At 62.2% G+C, this 16,388-nt stretch carries 12 protein-coding genes and 1 pseudogene; 8 read left to right on the forward strand and 5 right to left on the reverse strand.

Annotation, left to right across the window (positions count from 1 at the left end):
* Positions 1-18: 18 nt before the first annotated feature.
* The 4 genes from BLT55_RS09895 to BLT55_RS09910 form a co-directional block, all read right to left on the reverse strand.
* Positions 19-1,185, reverse strand: coding sequence for an acetyltransferase domain-containing protein (locus BLT55_RS09895; RefSeq protein ID WP_054998950.1), 1,167 nt, complete (start codon positions 1,183-1,185; stop codon positions 19-21).
* Between the two features lie 88 nt (positions 1,186-1,273).
* On the reverse strand, positions 1,274-1,834 hold the full coding sequence (locus BLT55_RS09900) for a gamma carbonic anhydrase family protein (protein WP_054998951.1): 561 nt from the start codon (positions 1,832-1,834) through the stop codon (positions 1,274-1,276).
* Positions 1,835-1,845: 11 nt separating this feature from the next.
* The gene (folE2, locus tag BLT55_RS09905) at positions 1,846-2,751 is read right to left on the reverse strand and encodes a GTP cyclohydrolase FolE2 (RefSeq protein ID WP_054998952.1); all 906 of its coding nucleotides are present in this window, start codon (positions 2,749-2,751) and stop codon (positions 1,846-1,848) included.
* Between the two features lie 173 nt (positions 2,752-2,924).
* Positions 2,925-3,833 (reverse strand): LysR substrate-binding domain-containing protein, encoded by a 909-nt coding sequence (locus BLT55_RS09910; protein ID WP_007249679.1) that lies wholly within the window; start codon positions 3,831-3,833, stop codon positions 2,925-2,927.
* Between the two features lie 213 nt (positions 3,834-4,046).
* Here BLT55_RS09910 and BLT55_RS09915 point away from each other — a divergent pair, with 213 nt between their 5' ends.
* The 8 genes and pseudogenes from BLT55_RS09915 (at position 4,047) to BLT55_RS09955 (ending at position 13,902) form a co-directional block, all read left to right on the forward strand.
* Positions 4,047-5,567 (forward strand): ABC transporter substrate-binding protein, encoded by a 1,521-nt coding sequence (locus BLT55_RS09915; protein WP_054998953.1) that lies wholly within the window; start codon positions 4,047-4,049, stop codon positions 5,565-5,567.
* A 102-nt stretch (positions 5,568-5,669) separates the two neighbouring features.
* Complete coding sequence (locus BLT55_RS09920) at positions 5,670-6,587, forward strand: ABC transporter permease (protein WP_054998954.1); 918 nt, start codon at positions 5,670-5,672, stop codon at positions 6,585-6,587.
* Between the two features lie 8 nt (positions 6,588-6,595).
* Positions 6,596-7,504: an ABC transporter permease gene (locus tag BLT55_RS09925; protein ID WP_017708101.1), complete on the forward strand. Its 909-nt coding sequence runs from the start codon at positions 6,596-6,598 to the stop codon at positions 7,502-7,504.
* 16 nt (positions 7,505-7,520) lie between these two features.
* Entirely contained in the window at positions 7,521-8,522 is a 1,002-nt protein-coding gene (locus tag BLT55_RS09930) for an ABC transporter ATP-binding protein (RefSeq protein WP_054998955.1), read from the forward strand.
* Positions 8,519-9,533 (forward strand): annotated as a pseudogene (locus BLT55_RS34400) (ABC transporter ATP-binding protein). Before BLT55_RS09930 ends, BLT55_RS34400 begins: the two are co-directional and overlap by 4 nt.
* Complete coding sequence (locus BLT55_RS09940; protein ID WP_054998956.1) at positions 9,530-10,957, forward strand: M20 family metallopeptidase; 1,428 nt, start codon at positions 9,530-9,532, stop codon at positions 10,955-10,957. The pseudogene BLT55_RS34400 and the gene BLT55_RS09940 overlap by 4 nt, the downstream one beginning before the upstream one ends.
* On the forward strand, positions 10,954-12,105 hold the full coding sequence (locus BLT55_RS09945) for a M20 family metallopeptidase (protein WP_054998957.1): 1,152 nt from the start codon (positions 10,954-10,956) through the stop codon (positions 12,103-12,105). Before BLT55_RS09940 ends, BLT55_RS09945 begins: the two co-directional genes overlap by 4 nt.
* Before the next feature lie 273 nt (positions 12,106-12,378).
* A complete protein-coding gene (locus BLT55_RS09955) occupies positions 12,379-13,902 on the forward strand; it encodes an amidase (RefSeq protein ID WP_054998958.1) in 1,524 nt (507 codons plus the stop codon).
* Between the two features lie 50 nt (positions 13,903-13,952).
* On the opposite strand, the gene BLT55_RS09960 is transcribed toward BLT55_RS09955, so the two are convergent.
* Positions 13,953-16,319: a glucose/quinate/shikimate family membrane-bound PQQ-dependent dehydrogenase gene (locus BLT55_RS09960; protein WP_054998959.1), complete on the reverse strand. Its 2,367-nt coding sequence runs from the start codon at positions 16,317-16,319 to the stop codon at positions 13,953-13,955.
* Positions 16,320-16,388: the final 69 nt, after the last annotated feature.

Consider the following 16,388-nt stretch of genomic DNA (forward strand, 5'->3'; position numbering starts at 1 on the left):
ATGCCGCCTGTGCAGCAGTTACAAATACTTCAGCCAGCTGATATCCCGGCGACGCGCCTTGAGTGCGGAGAACCAGCGCACGGCCGGAAACAGCACCACGGCCAATATGACCGACGTCAACCAGACGCCCCACATGTGGTCGAAGCCGAAGTATTTGCCCTGATTCGCACCCCAGATAGCCAGCGCGATCAGGTACAGAATCTTCAGCACGTACAGATGCAGCAAGTAGAAAAACATCGGTGCTGAACCGAGTACCACCAGCGGCCGCAACCAGCTTTTCTCTTGACTGCGCTCGAATGCGATCAGGATCAGCATGCCGATGCCCAGCGTCAGGCTGATGAACAGCAGCGATGGCGGGTACTTGGTGATGTTGAAAAAGCTCATGACCGTTTGCATGGTCGTCTCGCCAACGCTCCACGGCTTTTCGCCATAGCCATTGATCATGCGCAGCACCAGGAAGCCCAGCAGCGCACCCAGCCCGCAGGCCCACAGATTTTTCCGACGCTTTGCCGCGTCAAAACCCGCCACAAACCAAGGCCCGGCCGCGTAGCCCAGCGCGATGATGCCGATCCACGGCAACAACGGGTAGGACGTGCGGAAGCGCAGGTTATCGGACACCTCGATCCAGCCACGATCATGCAGAATCGCCCACGGAATGTGCATGGCCGACTCGACGCCGAAATGCAGTGAGTCCAGCAGGTTGTGCCCGGCAATGATCACTACACCGATGACCACCAGCGCCCAGCGCGGCAGGTACACCATCAGCGACAGCGCCACCATGCTCAGGCCGATAGCCCAGATCACCTGCAGGTAGATGACGGTTGGCGGGAACTCGAAGGTCCAGGCGAAGCTCACCAGGGTGAATTCCAGCGCGATCAGAAACAGCCCGCGCTTGAGCAGGAACGCCGAAACGTCGCTTTTACCCTGGTACTTCTCGCCATACAGATACGCCGAAAGCCCGGTCAACAGCACGAACAGCGGCGCACACAAATGCGCCAGCGTGCGGCTGAAGAACAGCGCCGGCTCAGTGGCCGTGATGTCCATGGGGTCCAGCACCTGCCGGTGCAGAAAGAACGTTTCCCGCACATGGTCCAGCAACATGAAAAGGATAATCAGCCCGCGCAGAGCATCAATCGAGCGAAGCCGGGAGGCCGGCGCCCGGGTGGGTTGAACAGCTGTTGTCATGAAAGATTCAGGTCCATTGTTGGGGGTTGCCGATTGTTTGGAGCGGCAAGCCTCAAGCTTTTAGCTTGTAACTTGCCGCTAAGCTGCTTCAAAACTCGTTCTGCAAGGCCTTGTAGCCGCGCACCAGGTCGATGTTGGTGTGCGCCACGTCTTCGGAAAACTCCGACGCCGAAATGCTCACCGGCGGAAATTGCGAGAGATCGGTAGTGGGCCCTATCCGGGTGGTGGACGGCACGTAGAAATTCTCCGGCAAATCACGCCCGTCGACCACCGAGTTGTGGCGCACCACGCTGTCGTTGCCGACCTGGCAGTTGAACACCACACTGTTGAAGCCGATGAACACGTGATCACCGACCATGCAAGGTCCGTGCACGATGGAGCGGTGGGCAATCGAGGTGAACTCGCCAATGGTCACCGCAGCCCCGGATTTGGAATGAATGACCACGCCGTCCTGGATGTTGGAATTGGCACCGATGACAATCGGCTCCATGTCGCCACTGGCATCGACTTCGTCGGCGCGGATCACCGCGTACGGGCCGACGAACACGTTGTCCTTGATGATCACCTTGCCGCAGATGATCGCGGTGTTGTCGATGTAGGCAGACTCGGCGATAACCGGCAAATGGCCAGACGGATTTTTACGGATCACGGTAGGAAGCCTCAGGACAGGTAGTTGGAGGTCTGCGCGGCTGCATCGTGGGGATGCAGGCTTTCGAAGTGACGCACACTGACGCTGGAGGCTGCGTAGTGGCCCTCAAGCGCCTGCTGGATCTTGCGTGCAGCATCTTCGACGTACATCAGGTTCTGGCCATTGAGCCGGGCGAAAGCCTGCTCGTCGGCGCGCTTGACGGCGGTCTGCACCGGCGTACCCAGCGCCTGCTCGACGGCATCGATCAGCGCCATCAGGCCCAGTTCGCTGGCCTGCTCGGCCGCCCGCACGCGCACCGTTGCCACACTGCGCTGGCTGTGCGGTGTGGCGTACGAAGCGTTTTCCCGCAGCCAGGCCGCGACCTGCATCCGGTCGACAAACGACTGCCGGCCAAAGCGTGCGGCAAATGCCTCTTCCAGCAGTTGTCGAGACAGCGCCGCCGAGCACGGGCAAGTGGACGAATAGGTGATGTCGGCAGAGACGTCGAGACACAAACGCCCTGCCCGCCAGATGGCCTCAAGCCTGACCGGATAGGACTTCCAGCCGCTCAGCCCTTCGGTGATCAGCGCCGGACGACGGCACAACAGATTGAAGGTCAGCGTGATGCGTGCGCCGCTGGAGTGGCAATCGGCGTGGCTCTCGACCATCGCCTCCAGCAGCGCAGACAAGGAGTCGGGCGTGAGTAATTGATGCTCGGCAAAACCGTCAAGCAGTCGGTAGAGCCGCGACATGTGAATGCCCTTGACGCTCGGATCGGCCAGGTCGACCTGCAGGTCCGCGTAGGCATGCACTGGATGTGTAGCACCCGGCTCGCCCAGCATCAGCGGCACTTCGACGCCTTGCATGCCGACCCAGTCGAGTGCGATCAGGGCCGAGGACACTTCCGTCAGGGCAACGTCTGGGAGGGGGCTGTTCATGGTGTCGGTCGTCTCGCTGGCAAACTTCGCCGCAGGGGGCGAAGCGTAATGTTGGCGGCATGACAACGCAGAGCGCGCAACCGCTAATTCGTTACACTATAACATCATAGTCGCCAACATCATCAAGCCTACATGCAGGGCGTTGTTGCCTGCCCGTTTACGTGAGAGACACTTCAGGTCTTTGCCAGCTCGTCGATCAGAAAATCCCGGAACGCCGCGACCGCTGCCGGCAGGTTGCGCCCCGCCATGCTTTGCAGCTCGATACGCCGCGCTTTCATGCCTTCATCGCTGATCGGCAGGGATTTGAGCTGCTTTTCGTGCACGCGCTTGTCCAGGGTCATTTCGCTGGACAGGCTGATCCCGCCCTCCTCGCTGACGAATCTGAGTAGCGAACCGATGTAGTTGCTGGTCAGCACCGGGTCGAACATCAGGCCCTGCACGCCGCAGCAGATGTCGAACAACTGGCGCAACGTCGTGTCGGTGTTGGTCAGCGCGATGGCGTAAGGCTGCAACTCGGCCAGGGTGACCTCTTTGCGCGACGCCAGCGGGTGATTGTGGCTGACCACCGCGCAGATGGCGCCGCTGTGAATGTGCTCGACCTTGATTTCGTTCTGCGGCGTCAGGCTGAACGTCAGGCACAGGTCGGCATCGCCCGAGCGCACCCGTTCGGTGGCTTGGGCCGGGGCGCAGACCTCCATCGAGAAATGAATGCCCTGATACACCTGCCGGAACCGCGCGATGCACTGCGGCAGGAAATCCAGCGCGAAACCCTCCGAGCAGGCGATGCGCACATGGCCGCGCTGCAAGCCTTGCAATTCGGTGATTTCCAGCACCACCTGCTCGGCCTCCAGCTGGGATTTGCGCGCATAGGCCGCCAGACGAATGCCCGCTTCGCTGAGCATCATGCCCCGCGCCTGGCGCTCGAACAGCAGCGCATCCAGCTCGCGTTCCAGCTTGCTGATCTGCCGACTGACCGCCGACGACGCCACATTGAGGCGGATCGACGCCTCGCTGATCGATCCGCAACGTGCCACTTCGAGGAAATAGCGCAAAGCCGTGGATTGCACGCCGTAAAGTTGCATCGATGCTCCTGCGTTGCCTTTTCAGCAATGAAAGGTTCGAAATATTGTGCTTGTGGCATTGATACGCTTTGCCTAGAGTCGTGTCGAGGCCCGCTACCCGATCAGCAAAAAGTTCTGATCAGAAAAAAACCAGAGCCTCGCTAGTCATTCCCTTTTCGCATTTGCGCCCCACTGCCCTTTGATATATCCACTTTGCCTTAGGGAGACGACGGCATGGGCATCAAGGGTTTCGCTCGCAGCATCGCGCTATTGAGCCTGTTCAGCAGTTTTTCCGCCCTGGCAGGCAAGGCCGACGACACGCTGGTCTACGCCTCCGACAGTGAGCCGGAAAACATCAGCCCCTATCACAACGACTTGCGCGAAGGCGTGATTCTCGGTCGCCTGATCTGGGACAATCTGGTCTATCGCAACCCTGACAACGGCCACTATGAACCCATGCTGGCCACCCGCTGGAAACAGGTCGACGACACCACTATCGATTTCCAGCTGCGCGAGGGCGTGAAGTTTCACAATGGCGACCCGTTCACCGCCGATGACGTGGTGTTCACCCTTAATTACGTCGTGTCGCCCGACGCCAAAGTGGTCACGGTACAGAACGTCGACTGGATCAAGAGCGCCGAAAAGCTCGGTGACTACAGCGTCCGCCTGCACCTGAAAAAGCCTTTCCCGCCTGCGCTGGAATACCTGTCCAACGCCGTACCGATGTTTCCGAAAAAGTATTTCGAACAGTTCGGAATCGCCGGGTTCAGCCGTAAGCCGATTGGCACCGGGCCTTATAAGGTCACGGCCATCGCCACCGGCGAAGGCGTGAAGATGGACAAGAACCCCGACTACTTCAAGGACAGCCCGCAGGGCCAGCCGAAGATTGGTCATATCAACTTCCGGGTCATCGCCGACGCCGAAACGCGCCTGGCCGAGCTGATGACTGGCGGCATCGACTGGACCTGGCGCGTAGCCCCCGATCAGGCGGAAAACCTCAAGGCCATGCCCAACCTGGTGGTCACCAGCGGCGCGACCATGCGCATCGGCTTTCTGATTCTCGACGCGCGCGGCACCTCCAGCGCCGATTCGCCGATGAAACACCTGAAAGTGCGTCAGGCGATCAATTACGCGATCAACCGCGACGGCCTTGCCTCGCAACTGGTCGGCGGCGAGAGCAAGCCGTTACAGGTCGCCTGCTACCCCGGCCAGTTCGGCTGTGACACCACGGCCGCCACGGTCTACAACTACGACCCGGCCAAGGCCAAAGCGCTGCTTGCCGAAGCCGGTTACCCGAACGGCTTCGAGACCGAAATCTTCGCTTATCGGGACCGGGACTACGTGGAAGCGATCATCGGCAACCTGCGCGCCGTGGGCATCAACGCCAAGCTGCGTTACCTGAAATACGCGGCCCTGCGTGACCAGCAGCGTGGCGGCAAGGTGCCGATGTCGTTCCAGGCCTGGGGCTCGTTCTCGATCCTCGACACCTCGGCCTCGGCCGGCACCTGGTTCAAGGGCAACCCCGACGACAACATCAAAGACCCGCAGGTCCAGGGCTGGCTGCAGACCGCCGACAACGCGCTGGACCCGCAAGTGCGCAAGGACAACTACCGCAAGGCCTTGCAGCGCATCAGCGAGCAGGCGTACTGGGCACCGTTGTTCAACTACTCGATGAACTACGCCTACGTCTCGGACCTGAACTTCAAGCCGTACCCGGACGAGCTGCCGCGCTTCGTGCTGTCGAGCTGGAAATAGGCTGATCGCGACGTCAATCGGTGACACCGGCTGCGATGCATCTGAAGTGCCTTGCAGCGCCGGCCACCCACCCGTTACCCCTCGGACACAAGGTCACTTGCCATGTTCGGATTTCTCTTGCGGCGCCTGGGCATTGCCTTGTGCGTAGCGATTACCGTGTCGGTGATCAGCTTTTCCCTGTTGCACCTGTCCGGCGACCTGGCCACGGCCATCGGCGGGCCGGAAGCCAGCAGCGAGCAGATCGAACAGATCCGTGTGCAATACGGCCTCAACAAACCGTTGGTCACGCAGTATTTCGAATGGCTGGCCGACGTGGTGCGCCTTGATTTTGGCGACTCGTTCTTCTTTCAGGAGTCGGTCTACAACCTGATCGCCTCGCGCCTGACGATCACCCTCGGGCTGGGCGCGATGGCGTTGAGTATCGCGCTGTTGATCGCCATTCCGCTGGGTGTGCTGGCAGCGGTGAAGCGTGACACCTGGGTGGACCGGCTGGCGCTGAGCATCGCGGTGCTGGGCCAGGCGATGCCGAGTTTCTGGTTTGCGCTGATGCTGATCGTGGTGTTCTCGGTCACTCTGAAATGGCTGCCGGTGTCAGGCAACTCGACCTGGGCGCACTTCGTCATGCCCGCCATTGCACTGGGGTATTACGCCACGCCCGCAATCATGCGCCTGACCCGTGCCGGCATGCTCGATGTGCTCAATTCCGACTACATCCGCACCGCCCGCGCCAAGGGCCTGCGCCCCGCCACCGTGCTGTTCAAACACGCGCTGCGCAACGCGCTGATTCCGGTGGTGGCACTGGCCGCTGTGGAATTCGGCTTCATGCTCGGCGGTTCGGTGGTCATCGAAACGGTCTTCTCGCTGCAGGGCATCGGCCAGCTGGCCTGGGATGCGATTGCCCGTGATGACTTTCCGGTGGCGCAGGCAGTCGTGCTGCTGATCGCGGTGATCTACATCGTCCTCACGCTGCTGGCCGACGTGCTCAATGCACTGCTCGACCCGCGCATCCGCGTGAAATAGGAGGCCCCATGAGCACAACCACCTCATCGCCGCTGGTCATCAACGACTACCAGCCGCCAGCACGTAGCGTCTGGCGCACGCTGCGCAACAGCTTCGGTCATCGCGGTTTTGCAATCGGCGCGGTGCTGCTGTTGATCATCCTGTTCGGCGCGCTGTTCGCCCCTTGGCTGGCTCCCTACGACCCTTACGCACAAGACGTGATGCTGCGCATGAAACCGCCCGTGTGGATGGCCAACGGCACCTGGGATTACGTGCTCGGCACCGACAAACTGGGCCGCGATTACCTGTCGCGCCTGCTGTACGGTGCGCGCATTTCACTGTTCATCGGCTTCTCGGCAGCGCTGATCTCTGGCGTCATCGGCACCATCATGGGCTTGTTGGCGGGCTACTTCGGCGGCAAGACCGACGCGCTGATCAGCTACCTGATCACCACGCGCCTGGCGATGCCGGTAGTAATGGTCGCACTGGCCTCCGCATCGTTGATCGGCGGATCGCTGAAAGTTGTGATCATCCTGCTCGGCTGTCTGCTCTGGGACCGTTTCGCCGTGGTGGTGCGCGCTGCCGTGCAACAAATTCGCGACGCCGAATACGTCGCCTCGGCGCAGGCACTGGGTTGCTCGACGCTACGCATTCTGGCAAGCGAAATCCTGCCCAATCTGGTCGGCGCGCTGATCGTCGTCGCCACGCTGGAGATGGCTCACGCGATACTTCTGGAATCAGCACTGTCGTTCCTCGGCGTCGGCGTGCAGCCACCGATTCCGTCCTGGGGCCTGATGATCGCCGAGGGCAAACCGTACATGTTTTTTTCACCGTGGGTCATCGCCATTCCCGGCGTCGCCCTGATGGTGCTGGTGCTGGGCATCAATCTGGTCGGTGACGGCCTGCGCGACCTGATTCTGCCCGACGGGCGCAACTGACAGAGGAGATCCGCACATGGCGCTGTTGCATGTTGAAAACCTGCGTGTCGAGATCCCGCTCGGGCAAGACACGCTCCACGCAGTGCGCGGCCTGGACTTTGAAGTCGAGCGCGGCGAAATGCTGTGCATCGTCGGCGAGTCGGGTTGCGGCAAATCCCTGACTTCGCTGGCACTCATGGACCTGCTGCCGCGCAAGGCCCGGCGCACCGCGACCACCCTGAGCCTGGACGGCATCGACATGCTGACCCAGAGCGAACGGCAGATGTGCGACCTGCGCGGCAATCGTCTGGCGATGATCTTTCAGGAACCCATGACCTCACTGAACCCGGCGTACAGCATCGGCGATCAGCTCAGCGAAGTGCTGACCCGGCACCGCAAGGTATCGCGCAAGGAAGCCCTGCAACGTGCGGCGCAGATGCTCGAAAAAGTCGGCATCAGCAACGCCGGCGAGCGCCTGCGCCAGTACCCGCATCAGTTGTCGGGCGGCCTGCGTCAGCGGGTGATCATTGCCATGGCGCTAATGTGCGAACCGGACGTGATCATTGCCGACGAGCCCACGACCGCGCTGGACGTGACCATTCAGGCGCAAATCCTGCGCCTGATACGCGACATCCAGAAAGAGTTCGGTCTGGCGGTGATTTTCATCACCCACGATTTGGGGCTGGTGGCGCGGATAGCCGACCGGGTGGCGGTGATGTACGCCGGGCAGATCGTCGAAACCGCCCCGGCGGTCGAGCTGTTCGAGAACCCGCAACATCCGTACACGCGTGGCCTGCTGGCGAGCATTCCGATCCCCGGACGCACTCAGCCGGGCCAACCGCTGGGTTCGATTCCGGGGCTGGTGCCCAGCCTGGTCGGTGAACAACACGGCTGCGCCTTCCGCAACCGTTGCCCGCAGGCGATAACAGCCTGCGCCGATGAAGTACCGCCCGTTCACAGCCATAACCACATGACCCGCTGCCTGTTTGCCTCGGCGGGCGCCGAACCTGTGTTGCAGCGTGAGGGCATGACGTCATGACTAATCAAGCCCTGAACACCAGCGTCAAAAAAGACATTGCTCTGGAGCTGTGTGACATCCGTCGCGAATTCAGCATCAGCCGTGGCTTTTTCAAACCCAATGCCACCTTGAAAGCAGTCGATGGCGTGTCACTGCGTCTGATGCGCGGCGAAACCCTCGGGCTGGTCGGCGAATCAGGCTGCGGCAGAAGCACTCTGGCGAAGATGCTGCTCGGCCTGCTCGCACCCAGCAGCGGCGATGTGCTGGTCAACGGCAAGCATCTGGCCAGCACCGACCGCAAGGAAATGGCAAGGCGCATCCAGCCAATCTTTCAGGACCCCTACTCGTCGCTGAACCCGCGCAAAACCCTGCGCGAAATCGTCACCCTGCCGCTGATCGTGCATGACATCGGCACCAACGCCGAACGCCGCCAGCGTGTCGAAGCGATGATGGACGTGGTCGGCTTGCCGAAAAGAGTCATCGACAGCTACCCCAGCCAGCTTTCCGGTGGGGCAGCGCCAGCGTGTGGCGATTGCCCGGGCACTGGTAATGCGCCCGGACGTGTTGATCTGCGACGAACCGACTTCGGCGCTGGACGTTTCGGTGCAGGCACAGATTCTCAACCTGTTGCAGGACCTGAAACAGGAATTCGGCCTGACCTACCTGCTGATCAGCCACAACTTGGCGGTCATCGAGCATCTGGCCGACCGGGTGGCGGTGATGTATCTGGGCCGCATCGTCGAAGAGCGCAGCCGCGAATCACTGTTCGCGAGACCCGGCCACCCCTACACCCAAGCGCTGCTGGACTCGGTACTGACCCCGGACCCGCACCTGGGCATTCCCGATCTGGGCCTGCACGGCACTTTCCCCAACCCCATGTCGCCGCCGTCCGGCTGCGCTTTTCATCCGCGCTGCCCCGGCTGCATGGCGGTGTGCAAAGAATATTATCCGGCCACTGGGCGCATGGAAGGCGGAACCGTCCGTTGCCACTTGCGCGACACTTCGAAAACCCTGGAGCTGATGCCCTCATGAGTAGCCGTTCACATGCCATCGAAAACGCCACCGAGCAGTTCGACAACGGCACCTTTTTCGCCCTGCTTGGCGACAGCGTCGCGTACTCCACTCAAAGCCAGGAGGCCGCGAGCCTGCCGGAGCTTTACCATTATCTGAACGAGTTCATCACCCCGCATGTCGAGCGGCTTGGTTTCAGCGTCCAGGTGCACGACAACCCGGTAGCCGGGCGCGGGCCGCTGATGATCGCCACCCGCCTCGAAGACCCGGCGCTGCCGACCCTGCTCAGCTACGGCCATGGTGACGTGGTGCGCGGTTACGATGCGCAGTGGCAAGCGGGCCTGTCACCGTGGAAGGTAACCGAGCGCGGTGATCGCTGGTACGGCCGTGGCACGGCGGACAACAAAGGCCAGCATCTGATCAATCTGACCGCGCTCGAACAAACCCTCAAGGCGCGCGACGGCACGCTGGGTTTCAACGTCAAACTGCTGCTGGAAATGGGCGAAGAAGACGGCTCGCCGGGCCTCAGTGCGTTCTGCCAGGCGCATGCCGAAGAGCTTGCGGCGGATATTTTCATCGCCTCCGACGGCCCGCGTCTGGCCGCCGCGCGCCCTACCCTGTTTCTCGGCTCGCGCGGGGTGTTCAACTTCGAGCTGACGGTGAACCTGCGCGAAGGCGCGCACCATTCCGGCAACTGGGGCGGGCTGCTGGCCAACCCCGGCATCATTCTGGCCAATGCGATTGCCAGCATGGTCGATGAGCACGGCCGGGTGAAAGTCGCGGGGCTCATGCCCGCAGCCATTCCCGAGGCGGTCAAAACGGCGCTGGCGGATATCGAGGTCGGTGGCGGTCCCGGTGATCCGGACATCGACCCTAATTGGGGCGACCCGGCGCTGTCGCTCAGCGAAAAAGTCTTCGGCTGGAACACCTTGGATATCCTCGCCTTCAAGACCGGCAACCCGGACGCACCGGTACACGCCATCCCCGGCAAGGCCCACGCGCTGTGCCACATCCGCTTTGTGGTCGACAGCGACTACAACGCCTTTATCCCTGCGGTACGTGCGCATCTGGACGCACACGGTTTCACTCAGGTCGAGGTCCGGCAGACGCGCATGGACGTGATGCACGCCACGCGCCTGTCACCGGACAGCCCGTGGGTCGGCTGGGCGCTGGAGTCGCTGGCCACCACCACCGGCAAGAAGCCCGCGCTGCTGCCCAATCTGGGTGGTTCGCTGCCCAACGACGTGTTCGCTGAAGTGCTGGGCCTGCCGACGGTCTGGGTGCCACACTCGTACCCGGCGTGCTCGCAGCATGCCCCCGACGAGCATTTGCTGGCGCCGGTGGTCAAAGAAAGTCTGCAAATCATGGCCGGGCTGTTCTGGGACCTTGGCACCGACGGCGCACGGCTGACCCGCGAGCATCGGGCACAGGAGCTGCGTGAATGAATGACGCCCAACGGCAGGCAACCGACTGGCTGAGCGGGCAGTACGAGGCGATGGAGTCGCTGCTGCAACGCCTGGTGGATACCGATTCCAACAGCTACGACAAGGCCGGGGTCGATGCGGTCGGCGATTTGCTCAGCGCACAATTGCAGGCCGACGGGATCAGCGTCGAGCGCATCCCCGTCGAGGGTTTCGGTGACGTGCTGTTGGCTGAACTGCCCGGCGGCCCCGGCAAGCCCGTGTTACTGCTCGGCCATCGCGACACGGTGTTCCCGAAAGGCACGACCGCTACACGCGGCTACACAAACGACAGCGAACTGGCCTATGGCCCCGGTGTGGCGGACATGAAAGGCGGACTGGTGCTGAACTGCTTTGCCCTTAAAGCGCTGAAACGCCTCGGCCCGCTGCCGTTTCCGGTGCAGATTCTGTACACCGGCGACGAAGAAATCGGCTCCACCAGTGCTCGTGTTCACATCGAAAAATACGCCCGACAAGCGCGCGCGGTACTCAACCCGGAACCGGGACGCGCCAGCGGTAATGTGGTCAGCGCCCGTAAAGGCGGTGCAACGCTGATCATCGAAGTCAGCGGTCGTGCGGCGCATTCAGGGGTCAACCACGCCGATGGCGCCAGCGCCATTCAGGCCTTGGCGCACAAGGTGATCAAACTGCATGCGCTGACGGATTATGCAGCGGGCATCACCACCAACGTCGGGCTGATCTCGGGCGGCACCTCCAGCAATACCGTCGCCCCCAGCGCCACGGCCAAGCTCGATGTGCGCTTTGTCGAACTCAGGCAGTGGGATGACATTCTCGCGGCGGTCCAGACCATCGTCGCCGAAGAGGAACTGCCTGGCACATCGGCCAGGCTGCTGGAAGCCACGACCTTTCTGCCGATGGAAGCCCGGCACAGCACCGAACTACTGAGTCTCTATCAGGGCCTCGCGCAGGAACTGGGTTTCAGCGTGCAAGGCGAATTCACCGGCGGCTGCGCCGATTCGGGTTTCACCGCCAGCCTCGGCATCCCGACCCTGTGCGGCCTCGGCCCGGTGGGCGGCAAGGTGCACACCGACGGCGAGTATCTGGAGCTGAACACATTGGTGCCCAGAGGTCAGGCGCTGGTGGCGACGATACTGGCGCTGGGGGATGTTTGAAGATGTATCGCGGACCGGGCGTCGCTTCGCTTGTCCGCGAACCGTGATTTTGTAGGAGCGGACTTGTCCGCGAACTGCCGGGAACCGGCAGCACAACCAGCCGCATCGGTCTACCAGACACAGCCAAGGTGGCTGAATTCAGGGCCGCTTCGCGCCCCATCGCAGCCGTCCTAACCTCCTGAATCTCCCACGGCCTCCGGCCAGAATCAAAAGCAGATTCGTGCATAGCCGTAAATGTGGAGCGTGAGTACTATCACCACTATGAGGAACCCCATGCAAAATCCATCCGAACTGCTCGGCAAATCCGCCGCTGAATTACGTGCGCTGATCGGCAACAAACAGATCTCGCCAGTGGAATTGCTCGACGCCTGTATCGAGCGTATCGAAAGCTTTAATCCAAAAATCAACGCTTTCGCCGCGACCTGCTTCGAGCGCGCCCGGGATGAGGCTGTGATCGCCGAGCAGGCGGTCCTGCAAGGCAAACCGCTGGGGTTGCTGCACGGCCTGCCGATCGGCATCAAGGACCTGGAAGAAACCGCCGGCGTGCTCACCACCTACGGCTCGCAACTGTTTCGCGACAACCTACCCGCGCAGGACAACCTGTTCGTGGCCCGTCTGCGCGCGGCCGGGGCGATCATGGTCGGCAAGACCAATGTTCCAGAACTCGGCGCAGGCGCCAACACCCGCAACGTGGTGTGGGGCGCGACGGGCAACCCGTTCAACCCCGAGCTGAATGCCGGCGGTTCCTCGGGGGGCTCGGCCGCCGCGCTGGCGGTGGACATGGTGCCGTTATGCAGCGGCTCGGACACCGGTGGCTCACTGCGCATTCCAGCCGCGCTGTGCGGCATCGTCGGCCTGCGCCCTTCGCCGGGGCTGATGCCGAGCGAGCGCAAGAAACTCGGCTGGACGCCGATTTCCGTGGTCGGCCCGATGGGCCGTACTGTCGCTGACACCCTGCTGCAGCTGCGCGCCAGCGCCGGGCTGGGGCAGTCCGACCCATTGAGCTACGCCGTTGCCGATGACGAGTTCGCGCCACGCACGGTCGACCTCAGCCAGTTACGGGTCGGTTACAGCGAAGATTTCGGTACGTGCGCGGTGGACACCCCGATCCGCGCAGTCTTCCGCGACAAGATCAACGCCCTGAGACCGCTGTTCAAGTCCTGCGAAGCCATCGACCTGAACCTGACCAGCGCCCACCGCACCTTCGACGTGTTGCGCGCAGAAGCCTTTGTCGCCGGCTTGCAGGACGCCCACGACCGCGACCCGGACGCATTGGGCCCCAACACCCGTGCCAACTTCGAGATGGGCGCGGCGATGTCGCTGCAAGACTGCGTCAAGGCGCATGGCGAGCAGAGCCGGATTTTTCGCGGGTTCCAGAAACAGTTTGAGCACTACGACCTGATCCTTGCACCGACCACACCCGTGTCGCCCTTCCCCTGGAGCGAACTGTACCTGCGCGAAGTCAACGGCGTGCAACTGGACAATTACTACCGCTGGCTGGCGCTGTGCTACACCATCACCCTGACCACCAACCCGGCGTTGTCCTTGCCCTGCGGCACCGACCACAACGGCATGCCATTCGGGCTACAAGTGATTGGCAGCTTTCGGGGCGATGCGAAGCTGCTGGCCTGCGCCGAGGCGCTTGAGCAAGCAACGGCAAATAACCCACGCTTGTCCCGACCACGCCCGGACCTGCAGAAACTGCTGGCGTCGGCGGTCGATCTGACACACATCGTCACCCATCCACCGATTTATGGCGGGACGAAAACCGGCACGCCGGAGATTGGTGCGATGTGAGGACGGTACAGAAATCGAGGGGCAAAGCTGCCCCTCGACGGTGATAGGCGTTACTTGGGCAACGCGTACGCGATAACGTAATCACCACGATCAGGCGATTGGCGGGCGCCGCCGGCGGTCAGCAGAATGTACTGCCTGCCGGTCTTGGGTGACACGTAAGTCATCGGACCGGACTGGCTGCCTACTGGCAGACGCGCCTTCCAGATTTCGTTGCCATTGCCGCTGTCGAAGGCGCGCAGGTAGAAGTCCTGCGTACCGGCGAAGAACAGCAAACCCGACTGCGTGGACAACGAAGCGCCCAGCGTCGGCATACCAATCGGAATCGGCAGGCCCATGCGAATACCCATCGGCCCGGTGTCTTTGACCGTGCCGACCGGAACCTGCCACATCAGTTTTTTGGTCTTCAGGTCAATCGCCGACATGGTGCCGAACGGCGGTGCCTGGCACGGGATGCCGACCGCAGACAGGAAGCGCTGACGCATGGCACCGAATGGCGTGCCGGTCTGTGGCACGACGCCCATTTCGATACCACTGGCACCGGCGGCGATCTTGTCACGCGGGATCATGTAGTTGGCCAGGCCCAGGCGCATGTCGTTGACGAACATGTAACTGTTGGTCGGGTCGACCGAGACACTGCCCCAGTTCATGCCGCCCAGCGAACCGGGGAACTGCAACGCAGGGTCCAGACCCGGCGGGGTGTAAACGCCCTCATGACGCAGGCCCTTGAAGGCAATACGGCACATCAACTGGTCGAACGCCGTGGCGCCCCACATATCGGACTCTTTCAGGGTCTGGTTGCCAATCGACGGCATGTCCACCGAGAACGGCTGAGTCGGCGAATAGCGTTCGCCCGGCACGTTACCTTGTGGCACCGGTCGCTCTTCGACACGCGAAATCGGCACGCCGGTTTCGCGGTTGAGGAGGAAGATTTCGCCTTGCTTGGTCACCTGTGCCAGCGCAGGCTGCGTACCGCCCTTGCCGTCCGGAATGTCATACAGCAGCGGCTGACCCGGAATGTCGAAGTCCCACAGGTCGTGGTGGGTCATCTGGAAGTGCCAGCGCACCTGGCCGGTCTTGACGTCTACGGCGACCACTGACGACGACCATTTGTCGTCCTGTTCGGTGCGCGTACCACCAAAGAAGTCAGGCGTGGCGTTGCCGGTCGGCAGGTAGATCAGGCCGAGTTTGTCGTCGTAGGACATTGCCGACCAGACATTCGGCGTGCCGCGCGTGTAGGTTTCCCCGGCTGGCGGACGCTTGCTGGTGTTCGGGTTGCCCGGATCCCAGGCCCAGATCAGCTCGCCGCTGTGCACGTCGAAAGCACGCACGACGCCCGGCGGTTCGCCGGTGGAGAAGTTGTCGGCGACCCGGCCGCCCACCACCACCAGATTGCCCGCCACCAGCGGCGTCGAGGTTTGCTGGTAGTAGCCTTCCTTGACTTCGCCCATGTCGGTTTTCAGATCGACGACGCCCTGATCGCCGAAGTCCTTGCAGGTCTCGCCGGTTTGGGCATCCAGGGCGATCAGGCGCGCGTCGCCGGTTGGCAGAAACACGCGAGTGGCGCACGCGGCTGCCGCTGGCTGAGCAGAAGCTTGAGTGACGGGTGCCGAAAAGTAACCCAGGCCTCGGCAGCGCTGCCAGTTGGGTCCGCTGCCCTGCGGGTCGAACTTCCAGCGTTGCGTGCCGGTATCGGCATCCAGTGCGAAGACTTTGCCGTACGCGGTGCAGGTATACACCGTGTCACCGATCTGCAACGGCGTGTTCTGGTCTTCGGCACCTGCGCCGGTGCTCTGCGGAATGTCGCCAGTGTGGAAGGTCCAGGCCACTTGCAGCGTGTCGACGTTGTTTTTGTTGATCTGATCCAGCGCTGCGAACCGATTGCCGGCCGGGGTGTTGCCCCAGTGCGCCCAGTCTTTCTGCTCGGCACCCGGTGCCACCGGAACGACCGACGGCACGCTGCTGGCGCTGACCACATGGCTGGGCACGAACATGTAACCGATGGTTGCCACCACGCCGATAGCCAGCACGCCCGCCAGGCCGTAAGCGCCGCGTCCGGCCTGAGCCCCCGACGCGCGAACCAGTGTCGGGTAAATCAGCGCAACCACCAAGCCGATCACGGCAAAGGTCAATACGCGGGACACCAGCGGCCAATAGTTCAACCCTGCATCCCAGACCGCCCAGATCGCAGTCAATATCAAGGCGATGCCATACAGCACTGCGCCTTTGGGTTGCCGGACTGCGATCAATACGCCACTGATCAGCATCGCCAGCCCCATCAGCAGGAAGAACCAGCTCCCGCCCAATGTCACCAGATAGCCGCCGCCACCTGCCAGACCGAGCCCGATCAGCGCGATCAATACACCCAGCCCGAGCAACAGCCACGTGCTGCCGGCCCCTGTGCCTTGTTTGTCTGTCATTTTTCGAACCTGTCGGATTTTTACAGCCGAACAGAATGTACCAAACGGTTCATAATGACAAATTGTCGC

It is taken from the genome of Pseudomonas cannabina, assembly GCF_900100365.1.
GTDB lineage: Bacteria > Pseudomonadota > Gammaproteobacteria > Pseudomonadales > Pseudomonadaceae > Aquipseudomonas > Aquipseudomonas cannabina.